The organism is Bradyrhizobium sp., assembly GCF_035273305.1.
Classification (GTDB): domain Bacteria; phylum Pseudomonadota; class Alphaproteobacteria; order Rhizobiales; family Xanthobacteraceae; genus Bradyrhizobium.
Map to the genome: position 1 here is coordinate 1 of NZ_DATEPI010000275.1, position 13,465 is coordinate 13,465.

Here is a 13,465-nt window from a genome sequence, read left to right on the forward strand (position 1 = left end):
ATGGGCGCCGCTAATCCGGCCGGCGCGGCGCAGAAGACTCGCGAGATCGCAAACTCGCTTGGGCTGTCCTCGCTGAAGATCGCGGCCGTAGTCGGCGATGACGTACTTGAATCCTGCAAGAATAGCGATCTCCCGATTATGGAGTTCGACGGCACGATCAAGCAGCTCGGCAACCGGCTGTTGTCGGCCAACGTGTATCTCGGCGCCGAGCCGATCGTGGAGGCGCTGGGCCGCGGAGCGGACATCGTGATTACCGGTCGCGCTTCCGATCCCGCGCTGTTTCTGGCGCCGATGATCCATGCCTTTGGCTGGCCGATGGACGACTGGAATCTGCTGGGGCAGGGCACGGTGGCGGGCCATCTGCTCGAATGCGCCGGTCAGATCACGGGCGGCTACTTTGCTGATCCGCCTTACAAGGATGTTCCTGATCTGGCGCGGCTTGGGTTTCCGATTGGCGAAATTGGCGAAGATGGCAGCCTGGTCATCACCAAGGTGGCGGATTCCGGCGGAGCGGTGACGGCGCGGACCTGCAAGGAGCAATTGCTGTATGAAGTGCACGACCCAACCCGCTACATCCAGCCCGACGTCACCGCCGATTTTTCGCACGTGAAAGTCGAGGAGGTCGGGAACGACCGTGTGCGCGTCAGCGGCGGCAGAGGCAGCAGCCGCCCCGCCACGCTGAAAGTCTCTGTCGGCTATATCGATGGCTATATCGGTGAGGGCCAGATCTCCTACGCCGGTCCGGGCGCGCTGGCGCGCGGGCGACTGGCTCTGGAAATCGTTCGCGAGCGGCTGAAGCTCACCGGGTTGGCGGCAAGTGAATTGCGCTTCGAATTGATCGGAGTCGATTCGTTGCATGGACCGGAACTCTCGTCGCGAGCCAACGAACCGTACGAGGTGCGGGTGCGCGTTGCCGGCCGAACCGAAAATGTGGGCGAGGCTGTTCGAATTGGCAACGAAGTCGAGACGCTTTTCACGAACGGACCGGCCGCCGGTGGAGGCGCCTTCAAGTCGGCGCGCGATGTCGTCGCGGTCGCCTCGGTATTAATGCCCCGCGAACTTGCGAAACCGTCGATCCAGTTTGTGCAGGGCTGATCCGATGAAGCTGCGCGAAATCGCTCATTCCCGCACAGGTGACAAGGGCAACACCTCCAACATCTCGGTGATTGCTTATCACGAAAAGGACTACCCGCTTTTGCTGGCGCAGGTGACCACCGCGCGAGTGAAGGCGCACTTCGCCGGTATTGTTCAGGGTGAGGTGGTACGTTATGAACTGCCCAATATCGCCGCGCTGAACTTTGTCATGATCGGCGCGCTCGGCGGCGGCGTGACGCGATCGCTCGCACTCGATGCTCACGGCAAGTCCCTGAGTTCGGCGCTGCTCGATCTGGAGATCGAGCCGGCTGCGGACAATCAGGCATCAATCGAATAGCCATAGGACAGAGAAATGCCAAACAATCCGACGATTGCCGCACTGGCCAATGATCTCGAGAACGGTCGCACGTCCGCGCGCAAGATCGTCGATGCTTGCCTCGCGAGGATCGCCGATAAATCCGGCGAGGGTGCGCGAACTTTTATTCACGTTGATGCAGAGGCCGCGATCGAAGCGGCGGACGCGATGGATCGGCTGCGCGCGGCCAAAGCGGCGCCATCGCCGTTCGCCGGCATTCCCGTGTCCATCAAGGATCTGTTTGACATCAAGGGACAGGTTACCCGCGCCGGTTCTCGCGCGCTGGAGGAATCTGCACCCGCGGAAACCGATGCCGTTGTGGTGGCGCGGTTGCGGCGCGCCGGCTTTGTCGTGATCGGCCGCACCAACATGACAGAATTCGCCTATTCGGGCATCGGCATCAATCCGCATTTCGGCACGCCGAAATCCGTTTGGCAGCGAAACGTCGGGCATGTGCCCGGCGGATCGTCCTCGGGGGCGGCGGTGTCTGTCGCCGATAACATGGCGCACGGCGCGCTCGGCACCGACACCGGCGGATCGTGCCGGATCCCCGCCGCTTATAACGGGATCGTCGGGTTCAAGCCGACGCAGCGTCGTGTGCCGCTGGAGGGTGGGGTGCCCCTGTCGTTCACGCTCGACAGTTTCGGGCCGCTGGCGCGTAGCGTCGCGTGCTGCGCGGTGCTCGACGCGGTGCTTGCGGACGAGCCGATCGTGCCGTTGCAGCCGCGTCCCATCAAGGGCATGCGCCTTGCGGTGCCGACGACGCTGGTGCTTGACGAGCTCGATGATGAAGTGGCGCGCGCGTTTGATCGCGCGCTGGAACAGCTCTCTCGGCAGGGCGCCGTGATCGAGCGCACCACCGTACCGGAATTCCTCGATGTCGGCGTGATGAACGCCAATGGCGGCTTTTCCGCTGCGGAGAGCTATGCCTGGCACCGTTATCTCATTGCTAGCAAGGGCGACGTCTACGATCAGAGGGTGTTGATGCGCATCATGCGCGGTGAAAGTCTTAGCGCGGCCGACTACGTCGATTTGATCGGCGCGAGAAAATCATTGATCGCGCGGTCCGCGGCTCGCATTGCGCCATATGACGCGCTGGTGCTGCCTACCACCGCGAACACACCGCCACGGATCGCCGATCTCGTCCATGACGACAAGGCGTTCGCCAAGGCAAACCTGTTGTCACTGCGAAATTGCACGCTGATCAACATGATCGATGGCTGCGCGATTTCGCTGCCCTGCCATCGCGAAGGCGATGTGCCGGTCGGGCTCATGCTGGCCGCTGCGGGCGGCACTGACCGACGCATTTTCGAACTCGCGGCCGGGATGGAGACTGCTATCCGTGTTTGATCTCGCTTTCATCGTCGACGCGCAGGACACGACGACGCCGCTGACGCTGCCGATCGACCAGCTCGTGATCGCAGGCTGGACCGGGCGCGATCCGATCGCGCGCGACAAGCATATTGCCGAGCTGGAAGCGATCGGAATTGCGCGGCCGGCTACCGCTCCGATCTATTACCGCGTTTCCGCGCGGCGGCTGACCACCGCTGACACGATCGAAGTCTGCGGTGGCGACTCCAGCGGTGAGGTCGAATTTGTCCTGATCGGTTGGCAAGGCCGCATCTTTGTCGGTCTCGGCTCCGATCACACCGATCGCAAGGTAGAGACCTACAGCGTTACCGTATCGAAGCAGATGTGCGACAAGGTCATCGCACCCGTGCTTTGGGAGATCGAGGAAGTCAGCGATCACTGGGACCGGTTGATCCTGCGTTCTTTCGCTTGGATCGACGGCGCGCGCGTGCTGTACCAGGAAGGCACGCTGGATAGCATGCTCCCGGTCGCGGAACTGATCCATGGACAGTTCGGTGACAAAGGAATGCCCGATGGGTGTGCGATGTTCGGCGGCACCTTTGCTGCGAAGGGCGGAATCCGCCCGGCCAGCCGGTTCGAATTCGAGCTTGAGGACCCCGTTCTCAAACGCAACATTCGCCACGCCTATGATGTGATCGTGCTGCCGGTGCTTGGCTAAGGGTCCGGCCGGAACGCGACCATTCGGCCGATGACGTACTCTTTCACAAGGATCTCATCGCTCGGAAATCGGGTGGCGTGGGCCACGGCGATTTGCGAATATTGCAGCCATGAAATCAACCGCGAAAGTCGTCGGTCCTCCGCTACCATCAACTGATGTTGTGGCGCGCGTCCGCGCGATTGACTGGCAGGAAATCGGCCGCGATCTCGACGCGCAGGGCTGCGCTGTCCTAAAGGGACTGCTCTCGGCCGAGCAATGCCGCGCGATCGCGGCGCTTTACGCGGATGACCGTCACTTCCGCAGCCGAGTCGTGATGGCACGTCATGGCTTCGGCCGGGGCGAGTACAAGTATTTTTCTTATCCTCTACCCGAGTTGATTGCGCAGATACGGCCGGTGCTCTACGCCGGCTTGCGAGATGTGGCTAATCGCTGGAACGAAGCAATGGGAATCGATATCCGATATCCCGAAACGCATGAGGCCTTCCTGAAGCGCTGCCATGCGGCTGGCCAGACCCGACCAACGCCGCTGTTACTTCAATATGAGGCTGGCGACTACAACTGTCTGCACCAGGACCTCTACGGTGAGCACGTGTTCCCGCTGCAAGTTGCGATGCTGTTGTCAGAGCCGGGCCGCGATTTCACCGGCGGTGAATTCGTACTGACGGAACAGCGCCCGCGCATGCAGTCGCGACCGGAAGTGGTGCCGCTCGCCCAAGGCGACGCCGTAGCGTTCGCCGTGCATTTCAGGCCGGTCCGGGGGACGCGCGGAAACTATCGCGTTAATCTCCGGCATGGCGTCAGCCGGATTCGTTCGGGTCATCGCCACACCCTCGGCGTGATTTTTCACGACTCGGCATGAGTGCCGTTCGTTGACCGCTGACCTGCTCGAGAATGTTCCTGATGTTCGCGCCTCTGAGGAGGTGATCGCGGACGGCGCGGTGTTGCTGCGCGGTTTCGCTAAAACAATTGAAATCGAGCTACTGGAGGCGCTGCGCGCGATCCTGGAGCAGGCGCCGTTTCGCCACATGACGACACCCGGCGGCCACCAGATGTCGGTCGCCATGACGAATTGCGGCAATTTCGGCTGGGTTACTGATCGCACTGGATATCGCTACGACCCCTGCGATCCTCAATCGGGAAAGCCATGGCCGCCAATGCCGGGCTCGTTCCGCGAACTGGCGCGCGCAGCGGCTGACCGCGCCGGGTTTGGCGGCTTCGCCCCGGATGCGTGTCTGCTCAACTGCTATCAGCCGGGCGCGCGCATGTCCCTACATCAAGACCGGGACGAGAACGATTTTACCGCCCCGATCGTCTCGGTGTCGTTGGGCCTGCCCGCCACATTCCTGTTCGGCGGACTGAAACGTAGCGACAAACCGCGTCGATTTCGGCTGGAGCATGGCGATGTGATCGTGTGGGGCGGCCCGGCAAGGCTTGTTTTTCATGGGGTCGCGCCGTTAGCGGCGGGCGAACACAGCCTGCTCGGTCACCAGCGGATCAACCTGACTTTTCGCAAGGCACGCTGAATCGCACTCTCACCCGTCGCGGCTTAGAGGTTCTCTAGCCGCTCGAGAAACGGTTGCTGGCTGGCGAGAATCTTTTTGCGGGCGAGGGGAAGGTCGAACCATGCGGCGCGATCAATCTCCGGAATGTAGATGATGCGCCCCGTTCGAGGTGGCCATTCGATCGGGATTTCGTTGCTTCGCACATTGGCTACGTCGAGCGCACCTTTCACCGCGTAGGCGATGACGGTTTTGCCGCCGCGCTGGCGCAACTGTCCAAGAGGTTGCAGCGGGCCGGTCAACTCGAGGCCCAGTTCCTCGGCGAACTCCCGCCGCGCTACGGCTTCCGGATTTTCGCCCTCCAGGAATTCGCCTTTCGGAATCGACCACGCGCCAAGATCGCGGTTGCGCCAGAAAGGCCCGCCCGGATGAACTAGAAGAACTTCCATCCCGGCATTGCCATGACGATACATCAGGATACCCGCGCTGATTTTTGGCATGTAGTCGGCTCGGGACGAATGGGGTCGAAAATCGATTTCTCAATTCAGCAGACACAAGCCAGCCCTCCCGTGTCAACGCGCCGGCATCCATCCACTCAAATTCCAGCAAGGATTTTGCCGGCTTCGATACAAGGTCGGGCAGCGAACATATTGCGCTCCAACCCTGGAGGGCTGGTACGCCAACATGGCGTAATCGAGATAACCCGAACATCTATCTCGCGGTGCGGCATCATCGAGCGGAGGGACCCGCGTCGCCCATTCAAAGTTAGCTCTGCAGCGGTGCAGTCAAAGCAATCTCGGAGGCTTCGTCATGGCTTTCGCCTCGAGAAAAGGCCATTCCGGCGACGCCGATTCCTTTGCCGCGCTGCGCAATGAGATGGTCGATCGCGATATAGCCGCGCGCGGGGTGCGCGACGAATGCGTGCTTCGTGCCATGCGAAAGGTGCCGCGCGAGTTGTTCCTGCCGGAAGGACTCCGTGAATTCGCTTACGAGGATTCACCGCTGCCGATTGGCGCGGACCAGACCATTTCCCAGCCTTATATTGTGGCCTTCATGGCGGAAGCTATGATGCTCACGGGCGGGGAGCGCGTGCTGGAGATTGGGGCCGGTTCTGGTTATGCGGCCGCGGTGCTCTCGGAAATCGCGGCCCAAGTTTACACCGTCGAACGCGTTCGCAAGCTTGCGACGCAGGCTGCAGCTAAGCTCCGTGAGCTCGGCTATGGCAATGTTCATTTGCTGCATGGCGATGGCACCAAAGGCTGGCCGGAACACGCACCCTACGATGCCATCGTCGTGGCGGCGGGCGGTCCGCAGGTGCCGGAATCGCTGAAAGAGCAGTTGAAGATCGGTGGTCGGCTGGTGATTCCAGTGGGCATCGATCAACGCGTGCAAGAGCTGGTCCGGGTACTCAGAGTTTCGAGCAACGAATATCAGCGCGAAAACATCGGCGATGTTCGTTTCGTCCCGTTGATCGGGGAGGAGGGCTGGACGACGTAGGATTGATCCACACTAGGGCTTCGCCGGATGGATGTAGGTCCAGGGGGTCGTCTCGGAGTCCTTCGGCACCTCGATATCGATGAGGTACGGCCCGCCATGTGCCAGCGCCTGTTCCAATGCCGGACGAAATAATTCCGGCGACGTCACGCGCGCGGCGGCAACGCCGAACGATTCGGCAAGCTTGACGAAATCCGGATTGACCAGATCGGACGCTACGACGCGGCCCTCGAAACGCTCGCGCTGGTCGCGTCGCACATTGCCATAGGAGTTGTTGTTGAATACCAGCGTGACCACGCCGATGTTGAACTGCACCGCGGTAGCAAGCTCCTGCACGCCGAACATGAAGCCGCCGTCGCCGGTGATGGCAACCACCGGTCGGTTCGGATTCGCGACTTTGGCGCCGAGCGCGGTGGGGAAGCCAGAGCCCAGCGTGCCCTGATAACCCGAACTGATAAAGGTACGCGGCTCATAGACAGGAAACCCATACCAGGAGGCGAAACCGACCTGCGAAAGCTCGTCGGTGACGATGGCATTATCGGGCAACACTTCGCGCAATACATTCAGGTACGCCATTTGCGGCTGTACTTTCTGGATCTCCTGCAAAGCCGCTGCGGAGGCTTCGCGTATGGCGGCCCTACGCTTGCTGCTCTTTTTGTAGCCGGCCTTGCGCACGGCAGCGAGCAGCTCTTCGGTACCCGCACGCGCGTCGGCGATAATAGAAGCATCAGAATGAACCCTGCGCATTTCAATGGGATCGATGTCGATGCGAACCGATTTCAGGCCATCGGGTCGAAATGGCCAGCGTGTCATGGTGGCCAATTCCATCCGGGTGCCAATCCCGATCATCAGATCGGTAGTCGGCCAAAGCCGGTAGGCCGCCGCCATGGTGAGCCCCAACTCATGCGCATTGGACACGATGCCGCGTCCGCTGCGAAACGCCACGACGGGGGCATCGATCATCTCCGCCAGCTCAAGAACCGCCTCGCGCGCATGAATTGCGCCGCTGCCGACGAAGATCATTGGCGTCTTGCTTGCCGTGATCAACGCTGCGGCGCTTTTGACGCGCGCGGGATCAGGCAGCGGCGCCGGAAAAGGCTGCAGCGGTTTTGGAGGGCCGATTTCCGCGCGCTGCGTGAATACGTCCCAAGGCATTTCCAGCGCGACCGGGCCGCGCCGTCCCGATAGCATTTCCTGAAACGCGCGCGAGACGAGGGTAGGTGCGGCATCCGGGTATTCGATGCGCTCGGCCCATTTGACAAAAGTCCTGAGCGTAGCGAGTTGGTCAGGCATCTCGTGCAAATGGCCGCGCCCCTTGTCGAGAAACGCCGTCGGTACTTGTCCTGTCAGACACAGCACCGGTTCGTTGGCCCCGAATGCAGTCAGCAGGGCGGCGCCGGCATTCAGCACGCCTGGACCGGGCACCACGCTGAACACGCCGGGCCGTCCCGTCGATCGTGCGTAGCCATATGCCATGTAACCGCAGGCCTGTTCATGCCGCGCGCCGATCACCTTGAGTTGCGCCTGCTGAAACGCATCGAACAAACCATAAATCTGCGCGCCCGGAAGCCCGAATACGGTGTCGACGCCGTGCGCGATCAAACCGCTGACGATTGCTTCGCCGCCGGAACTCACTGTCATTGTAGTGTCCATTCGATTCCAACAAAAATCATGGAGTCTCGTCGACCACGGAATTGCGCAACACGCCAATATTTTCCGCTTCGATTTCGACGAGGTCGCCGGGTTTCAGGTAGCGCGGCGGATCAAACCGCGCGCCGGCACCGGTCGGCGTTCCCGTCACGATGATGTCGCCAGGGACCAGCGTTGCGAAAGTCGAGATGTAGTTGATCAGGTAACGAAAACCGAAGATCAACCGCCCGGTGCGGTCATCCTGCCTTGTCTCGCCGTTCACCCGCGTGGTCAGCCTGATATCGGCAATCTGCGCTTCGTTTGTGTAAGGAACGAGCCAAGGGCCTAGACTGCCGGTGGAATCGAAGTTCTTGCCTTGCGTGACATTGAATTTGGCGTGGCGGACCCAGTCGCGGATGGTGCCTTCGTTGCAGAGCGTGATAGCGGCAATGTGGTCCAGCGCCGTGCTTTCCGGTATATGCCTCCCAGCTTTGCCGATGACCAGAACCAGTTCTCCCTCGTAATCAAGCTGGCTTGAGGCGCGCGGGCGAACCAGGGGAGTCTGATGCCCAACGAAAGATCGGGGCACGCGCAGGAACATGCTGGGATATTTGGGTGCGTCCTGGCCGTCTTTATATTCGGCGTTGCGGTCGGGATAGTTGACGCCGATGCAGATGATTTTTTCCGGCGCGGGAATTGGCGGCAGCCACGTGATGGCATGAAGTGTATGATCGGCGGGCCTGCTCGCGGCATCCTCGGCGATTTTCATCAGCGCACCGGCGGCAATCGCTTCGCGCAGCGTCGGAAGTTCCTTGCCGAAACGCGCGGACAGATCAACCACTCCGTCTTCGACGATACCACCGTATTTGGTCACACCGTCGATAGAGAAGGTCGCAATGCGGGGGGGCGTCATGAAATATCCAATGCCGAGCGGTCGTTGAGTTGAGCTCGCAGCCGCGAGGTTCGCTCACGCCGGGTTCATGCCTTTTGCCGTGATGACCGTGGCGGCAGCGGGCGACTTCAGAAAGCTGATGAAGTTTTTCGCGGCTTCCGGCTCCTTGCTGTCAGCCGATACCGCTGCGGTGAAAACAAGATCCTGCTGCAGTTCGGGTGGAAATGTCCCTGCGAGTTCGACGCCAGGGGCCATCAACACATTGACCAGAAACACGCCGAGTTCGGCTTCATCCTTTGCAACGGCTTCGGCGATCCGGGCAGGGGCGGTTTGAGCCCTGGTTTTGGCGTTCATGAGTTGGGCAATGCCGAGCCGTTCGAACACCTGCAGCACGTAAGCACCGGCCGCGCTCTTCGGCAGGAGAGCGACCGACTGTGCCCCAAGTAGCGTCTGTTTCAGCGCATCCGGCGTGCTGATGTCCGGCTTGGGCGCGCCCGCCCGCACGATCACGCCATATCCAACCCGAGCGATGTCGGTGGTGGGACCGGACACGAAGCGCGCGGTTGCGCCGGCGTCCTTGAACAGATCAACAGGCACGACGGCAACGTCCAGGGGCGCTCCAGATACGGCCCGCTCGATCAGGTTGGGAGTGGAATCGAAGTGGATGACGAGCTTATGTCCGAAGGCGCGTTCGAAATGAGGGGCCAGTTCGACCAGCCAGCCCGTCGTGGACCCTCCCGCCAGGACATTGAGCTCAGCGGTCCGAACATTACTCATCGGCGGCAAGACCGACGCGAAGCCCAGCATCAAGACCGCGGCAGCAACGCGCATAAACTTTGTCATGATACTCCCATTGCCTGCTTTGATTGGCATTTGAACCGCGCATCTCCTAGTCCGCAATCGCAATGTCGGCGACAAACAGCGGCTCACGTACGGGCCGGCCGGGAAAAGGCGAACCCTCTTCGAACCAGGAGCGCGGCGCGGGAGCGCCCCACAACGTTTGCCTGCGCGGGTCCTTCAAGGACCAGCGCATCGGCTCGTGGTCATGATCCATGGTAAAGTAATCGCTGGTGTAAAGCTCCAGCCGATGGCCGTCGGGATCCCTGACATAAAGAAAGAACGCATTGGAAATGCCGTGGCGGCCAGGACCGCGTTCGATGTTTTTGAGATAGCCGCTGGATGCCATCACATCGCAAAGATGGAGGATGTTCATTGCGGTCGGGACCCAATAGGCAAAGTGGTGCAGGCGAGGTCCCTTGCCGTTTGTGATGGCAAAGTCGTGCACATTACCCTTGCGATGCAGCCAGGCCGCCGCAATTCGACCGTTCGGTCCGTCCTCCTCTCCATACTCGGTCAGCCGGAAACCAAGCCGCGCGTAGAAGTCGATAGTGTCCTGAACTTCCGCCGCAAAGACGTTAAAATGGTCGAGCCGCTGCGGATGACAGCCTTTGTAGAGATCGTAGCGACGCAACAGATGCGGACGCTTCTCCATCGAGGCGTAGAGCTCGATCTGAAATCCGAACGGGTCGGTGAATTGCAGCGTGCGGCCCTGGAATGGCTGCTTGGCGAACACGTAATTGATTCCATTTTCCGAAAAGAACGCCGCGGCCTTGTCGAGATCGTTTTCGTTGCCGACCTTGAAGCCCAGGCGATTGCAAGCAGAGCCTGTCGCTTTGCGGAGCACCAGCGAATGGTGCTGATGTTCCTCGGCCGCCCGAAGGTATACTGCCTGGTCGTCGCGATCCTCCACATGCAGACCGACAGTGTTCTCGTAGAATTGCCTGCTGGCAATCAGGTCCGTAACGTCAAGTACGACATGGCTGGAACGGATGATGTTGAACGGCGGATCGAAGACGTGTGTCGGGACGGGCATACGGAGTCCTTAGGGCGGGATTGGCAAGCGGTTACGTTCCCAGGCGCTGGATCTTGTGCGTTCCGCGCGCAAGCGAAACGTGCTTGGTTTCCATATAAAAATCGAATGAATAATCGCCGCCGTCGCGGCCGATCCCGGATGATTTCATGCCTCCGAATGGGGTTGGAAGGTGCCGAACATTCTCGGAATTGAGCCAGATCATGCCAGCTTCGAGGGCGTCTGCTACGCGCAATGCGCGGCCCATATCAGAGGTCCAGACGTAACCTGTGAGGCCATACTGCACCCCGTTGGCGATCTCGATGGCATCGTTCTCATCGCGGAACGGAATTACCGTCAGGAATGGACCGAATACTTCCTCCTGGGCCACGCGCATCCTGGAGTGAGCACCTGTAACCAAGGTCGGCTGAACGTAATGGCCGCCGCCGGGTCCGTCCTGTGGCTTGCCGCCGACCGCGATCACCGCGCCATCCTGTCGCGCGATATCGAAATAAGCGCAGACCTTTGCGAGGTGACGATCGTGAATGAGCGGCCCGATTTCGGTGGCGGGATCGAGCGGATGCCCGACTTTGAGCGCCTTCACGCGCGCCACGAGCTTTTCGATGAAGTGATCGGCGATGCTCTCCTGGATCAAAAGCCGGCTGGATGACGTACAGCGTTCGCCGTTCAGCGAATAGATCATGAAAATGACGGCATCCAGCGCGCGCTCCAGATCGGCGTCGTCGAACACGATCACCGGGTTCTTGCCGCCGAGTTCGAAGTGCACGCGCTTGAGCGTCGGCGCGCCTTGCGCCATGATCGCCGAGCCGGTCGCGCTCTCGCCGACGAACCCAATGGCCTTGATTGCGGGATGCTCCGTAAGCGCCTTGCCGGCTTCCTCGCCGAAGCCGTGAACGGTATTGAGAACGCCGTCGGGAATGCCAGCTTGCTTGACGAGCTGCGCCAGCAGGTCGGCCGTTACCGGCGACCATTCTGCGGGTTTGTGAACCACCGTGCAGCCTGCGGCGAGCGCCGGCGCAATCTTCCAGGTCGAGAGCATAAACGGCGTGTTCCAGGGCGTAATCACGCCGACCGGCCCGATCGGTACCCGGGTCGATACGTTCCAATGCTCCTCGCTTGGCATGTTGCGGCCGTCGCGTGCGTCCGCGCACTTATCGGCAAAAAAGCGGAAATTCTCGGCAGCCCGGATGGCAGCCTTGGCCATGAAGCGATAGGCCTGACCAGTGTCGATGCATTCGAGCACCGCGATGTCTTCCGCGCGATCCTCGATCGCATCGGCAACCCGATGCAGCAGCTTCTTGCGCAGGTTCGCAGGGATCTCGCGCCAGGATTTGAACGCCAGGGCTGCGGCGGTCGCTGCGCGGTCGATATCCTCCGCGTTGCCGCGTGAGACGCTCGCCAGTACGGCGCCATCGACCGGAGATTTGGTCTCGAAGTTCGCCCCGGAGATCGAAGCCACGCTCTTGCCGTCAATCACATGCCGGATGCGATCGGCCTTCAATTTGGCCAGCAGCGGCGCCGCGCGTTCTCGATTGGCCTTGAATACATCGGATTTCGGCGTGGGCTTATCCATGCGCGGCCTCCGCTTTCAGGGCTTCATGAATGTTGTTGCGCTTCCAACTCGTTTCCTTGTCGTTGATCTGCATGTCAAATGACAGCGCGAACTTTCCGGCGGCAAAAACCGGGTCGAGGTAGCTGGAGAGCGCTCTGAAAATATGTTCGCCGGCCCGCTTGCGGCTAGCGAGATCGCGCCCCTCGCCAAGCCGAAGTACCATAGCCAGAAAACCGAAATGCTTTGCCCCATCGGCTATAGCGTAGTGCTCGCAGCGGATCGCGCGCACGCGAATTCCTCCGACCGGGAAAATACCCGTCTCGACCGCAGCCTTGCGGACGAGCTCAACGACCTCACCCATGTCGACCCGTTGATCCAGATTGCCGGAATACTCGATCGTGAAATGCGGCATTTGCAGGCTCCAACAAATCCTCAGCTTCTCAGGCGAAGTAACAGCTCACTGACCCATACGGTCCATAGTCGGCCTGAATCGTGTCGCCTTTGCGGGTCTCGATCGGACGGATGAAGGAGCCGGCCAGCACCACTTGACCGGGCTCGATCGCCAGTCCAAGGGGCGCAATCTTGTTGACAAGCCACGCCACGCTGGTGGCGGGATGATTGAGAACGGCCGCCGCAAGCCCGGTCTCTTCCAACTGGCCGTTGCGATAACAAAGTGCTCCGATCCATCGAAGGTCGGCTTCCAACGGCCGCGACGGACGGCCACCCAGTATGATGCCCGCGTTGGCCGCGTTGTCCGCGATGGTGTCGAAGATCTTTCGCGTCGACTTGGTCACTGGATCGACCCGCTCGATCCTGGTGTCGAGTATTTCCAACGCCGGGACCACAAAGTCGGTTGCGTTCAGCACGTCGAACATCGTGCAGCCCGGCCCTCTGAGCTGCTGCTTCATCACGAACGCAAGCTCGGCTTCGACCCGCGTTGCGATAAAGCGACCCGATGGCACCAGGCCGCCGTCGGTAAAAAACATGTCATCGAGCAACACGCCGTAATCCGGCTCGTCGATCCCGAGCGCGCTCTGCATCGCTTTCGAA

Annotated in this window: 15 protein-coding genes; 7 read left to right on the forward strand and 8 right to left on the reverse strand. The window is 60.9% G+C overall.

Going from position 1 to position 13,465, the window contains the following annotated elements; all coding sequences use genetic code 11:
• From VJV58_RS18290 to alkB, 6 genes are all read left to right on the forward strand, one after another.
• The coding region (locus tag VJV58_RS18290; protein WP_324138775.1) for an acyclic terpene utilization AtuA family protein at positions 1–1,095 on the forward strand (1,095 nt) is incomplete at its 5' end.
• A 4-nt stretch (positions 1,096–1,099) separates the two neighbouring features.
• The gene (locus VJV58_RS18295) at positions 1,100–1,432 is read left to right on the forward strand and encodes an AtuA-related protein (protein WP_324138776.1); all 333 of its coding nucleotides are present in this window, start codon (positions 1,100–1,102) and stop codon (positions 1,430–1,432) included.
• A gap of 15 nt (positions 1,433–1,447) precedes the next feature.
• A complete protein-coding gene (locus tag VJV58_RS18300; RefSeq protein ID WP_324138777.1) occupies positions 1,448–2,800 on the forward strand; it encodes an amidase in 1,353 nt (450 codons plus the stop codon).
• Positions 2,793–3,479, forward strand: coding sequence for a DUF2848 domain-containing protein (locus VJV58_RS18305; RefSeq protein ID WP_324138778.1), 687 nt, complete (start codon positions 2,793–2,795; stop codon positions 3,477–3,479). Before VJV58_RS18300 ends, VJV58_RS18305 begins: the two co-directional genes overlap by 8 nt.
• A 109-nt stretch (positions 3,480–3,588) precedes the next feature.
• Positions 3,589–4,338 carry a 2OG-Fe(II) oxygenase gene (locus tag VJV58_RS18310; RefSeq protein ID WP_324138779.1) on the forward strand — a complete coding sequence of 250 codons (750 nt, stop codon included), beginning with the start codon at positions 3,589–3,591 and terminating at the stop codon, positions 4,336–4,338.
• A gap of 10 nt (positions 4,339–4,348) precedes the next feature.
• A complete protein-coding gene (alkB, locus tag VJV58_RS18315; RefSeq protein ID WP_324138780.1) occupies positions 4,349–5,002 on the forward strand; it encodes a DNA oxidative demethylase AlkB in 654 nt (217 codons plus the stop codon).
• A gap of 23 nt (positions 5,003–5,025) precedes the next feature.
• On the opposite strand, the gene VJV58_RS18320 is transcribed toward alkB, so the two are convergent.
• Complete coding sequence (locus tag VJV58_RS18320) at positions 5,026–5,478, reverse strand: NUDIX domain-containing protein (protein ID WP_324138781.1); 453 nt, start codon at positions 5,476–5,478, stop codon at positions 5,026–5,028.
• Positions 5,479–5,788: 310 nt separating this feature from the next.
• Here VJV58_RS18320 and VJV58_RS18325 point away from each other — a divergent pair, with 310 nt between their 5' ends.
• On the forward strand, positions 5,789–6,475 hold the full coding sequence (locus tag VJV58_RS18325; RefSeq protein ID WP_324138782.1) for a protein-L-isoaspartate(D-aspartate) O-methyltransferase: 687 nt from the start codon (positions 5,789–5,791) through the stop codon (positions 6,473–6,475).
• A 12-nt stretch (positions 6,476–6,487) separates the two neighbouring features.
• Here VJV58_RS18325 and VJV58_RS18330 read toward each other — a convergent pair whose 3' ends face one another.
• From VJV58_RS18330 to VJV58_RS18360, 7 genes are all read right to left on the reverse strand, one after another.
• A complete protein-coding gene (locus VJV58_RS18330; RefSeq protein ID WP_324138783.1) occupies positions 6,488–8,113 on the reverse strand; it encodes a thiamine pyrophosphate-dependent enzyme in 1,626 nt (541 codons plus the stop codon).
• A 28-nt stretch (positions 8,114–8,141) separates the two neighbouring features.
• The gene (locus VJV58_RS18335; RefSeq protein ID WP_324138784.1) at positions 8,142–9,014 is read right to left on the reverse strand and encodes a fumarylacetoacetate hydrolase family protein; all 873 of its coding nucleotides are present in this window, start codon (positions 9,012–9,014) and stop codon (positions 8,142–8,144) included.
• Between the two features lie 54 nt (positions 9,015–9,068).
• Positions 9,069–9,836, reverse strand: coding sequence for a substrate-binding domain-containing protein (locus VJV58_RS18340; RefSeq protein ID WP_324138785.1), 768 nt, complete (start codon positions 9,834–9,836; stop codon positions 9,069–9,071).
• A 46-nt stretch (positions 9,837–9,882) separates the two neighbouring features.
• Positions 9,883–10,866: a 3,4-dihydroxyphenylacetate 2,3-dioxygenase gene (gene hpaD, locus VJV58_RS18345; protein ID WP_324138786.1), complete on the reverse strand. Its 984-nt coding sequence runs from the start codon at positions 10,864–10,866 to the stop codon at positions 9,883–9,885.
• Positions 10,867–10,897: 31 nt separating this feature from the next.
• Positions 10,898–12,436 carry a 5-carboxymethyl-2-hydroxymuconate semialdehyde dehydrogenase gene (hpaE, locus tag VJV58_RS18350; RefSeq protein ID WP_324138787.1) on the reverse strand — a complete coding sequence of 513 codons (1,539 nt, stop codon included), beginning with the start codon at positions 12,434–12,436 and terminating at the stop codon, positions 10,898–10,900.
• The gene (locus VJV58_RS18355; RefSeq protein WP_324138788.1) at positions 12,429–12,827 is read right to left on the reverse strand and encodes a 5-carboxymethyl-2-hydroxymuconate Delta-isomerase; all 399 of its coding nucleotides are present in this window, start codon (positions 12,825–12,827) and stop codon (positions 12,429–12,431) included. The genes hpaE and VJV58_RS18355 overlap by 8 nt, the downstream gene beginning before the upstream one ends.
• Before the next feature lie 28 nt (positions 12,828–12,855).
• Positions 12,856–13,465, reverse strand: a 610-nt coding sequence (locus VJV58_RS18360) for a 2-oxo-hepta-3-ene-1,7-dioic acid hydratase (protein ID WP_324138789.1), incomplete at its 5' end; no start/stop codon positions are given.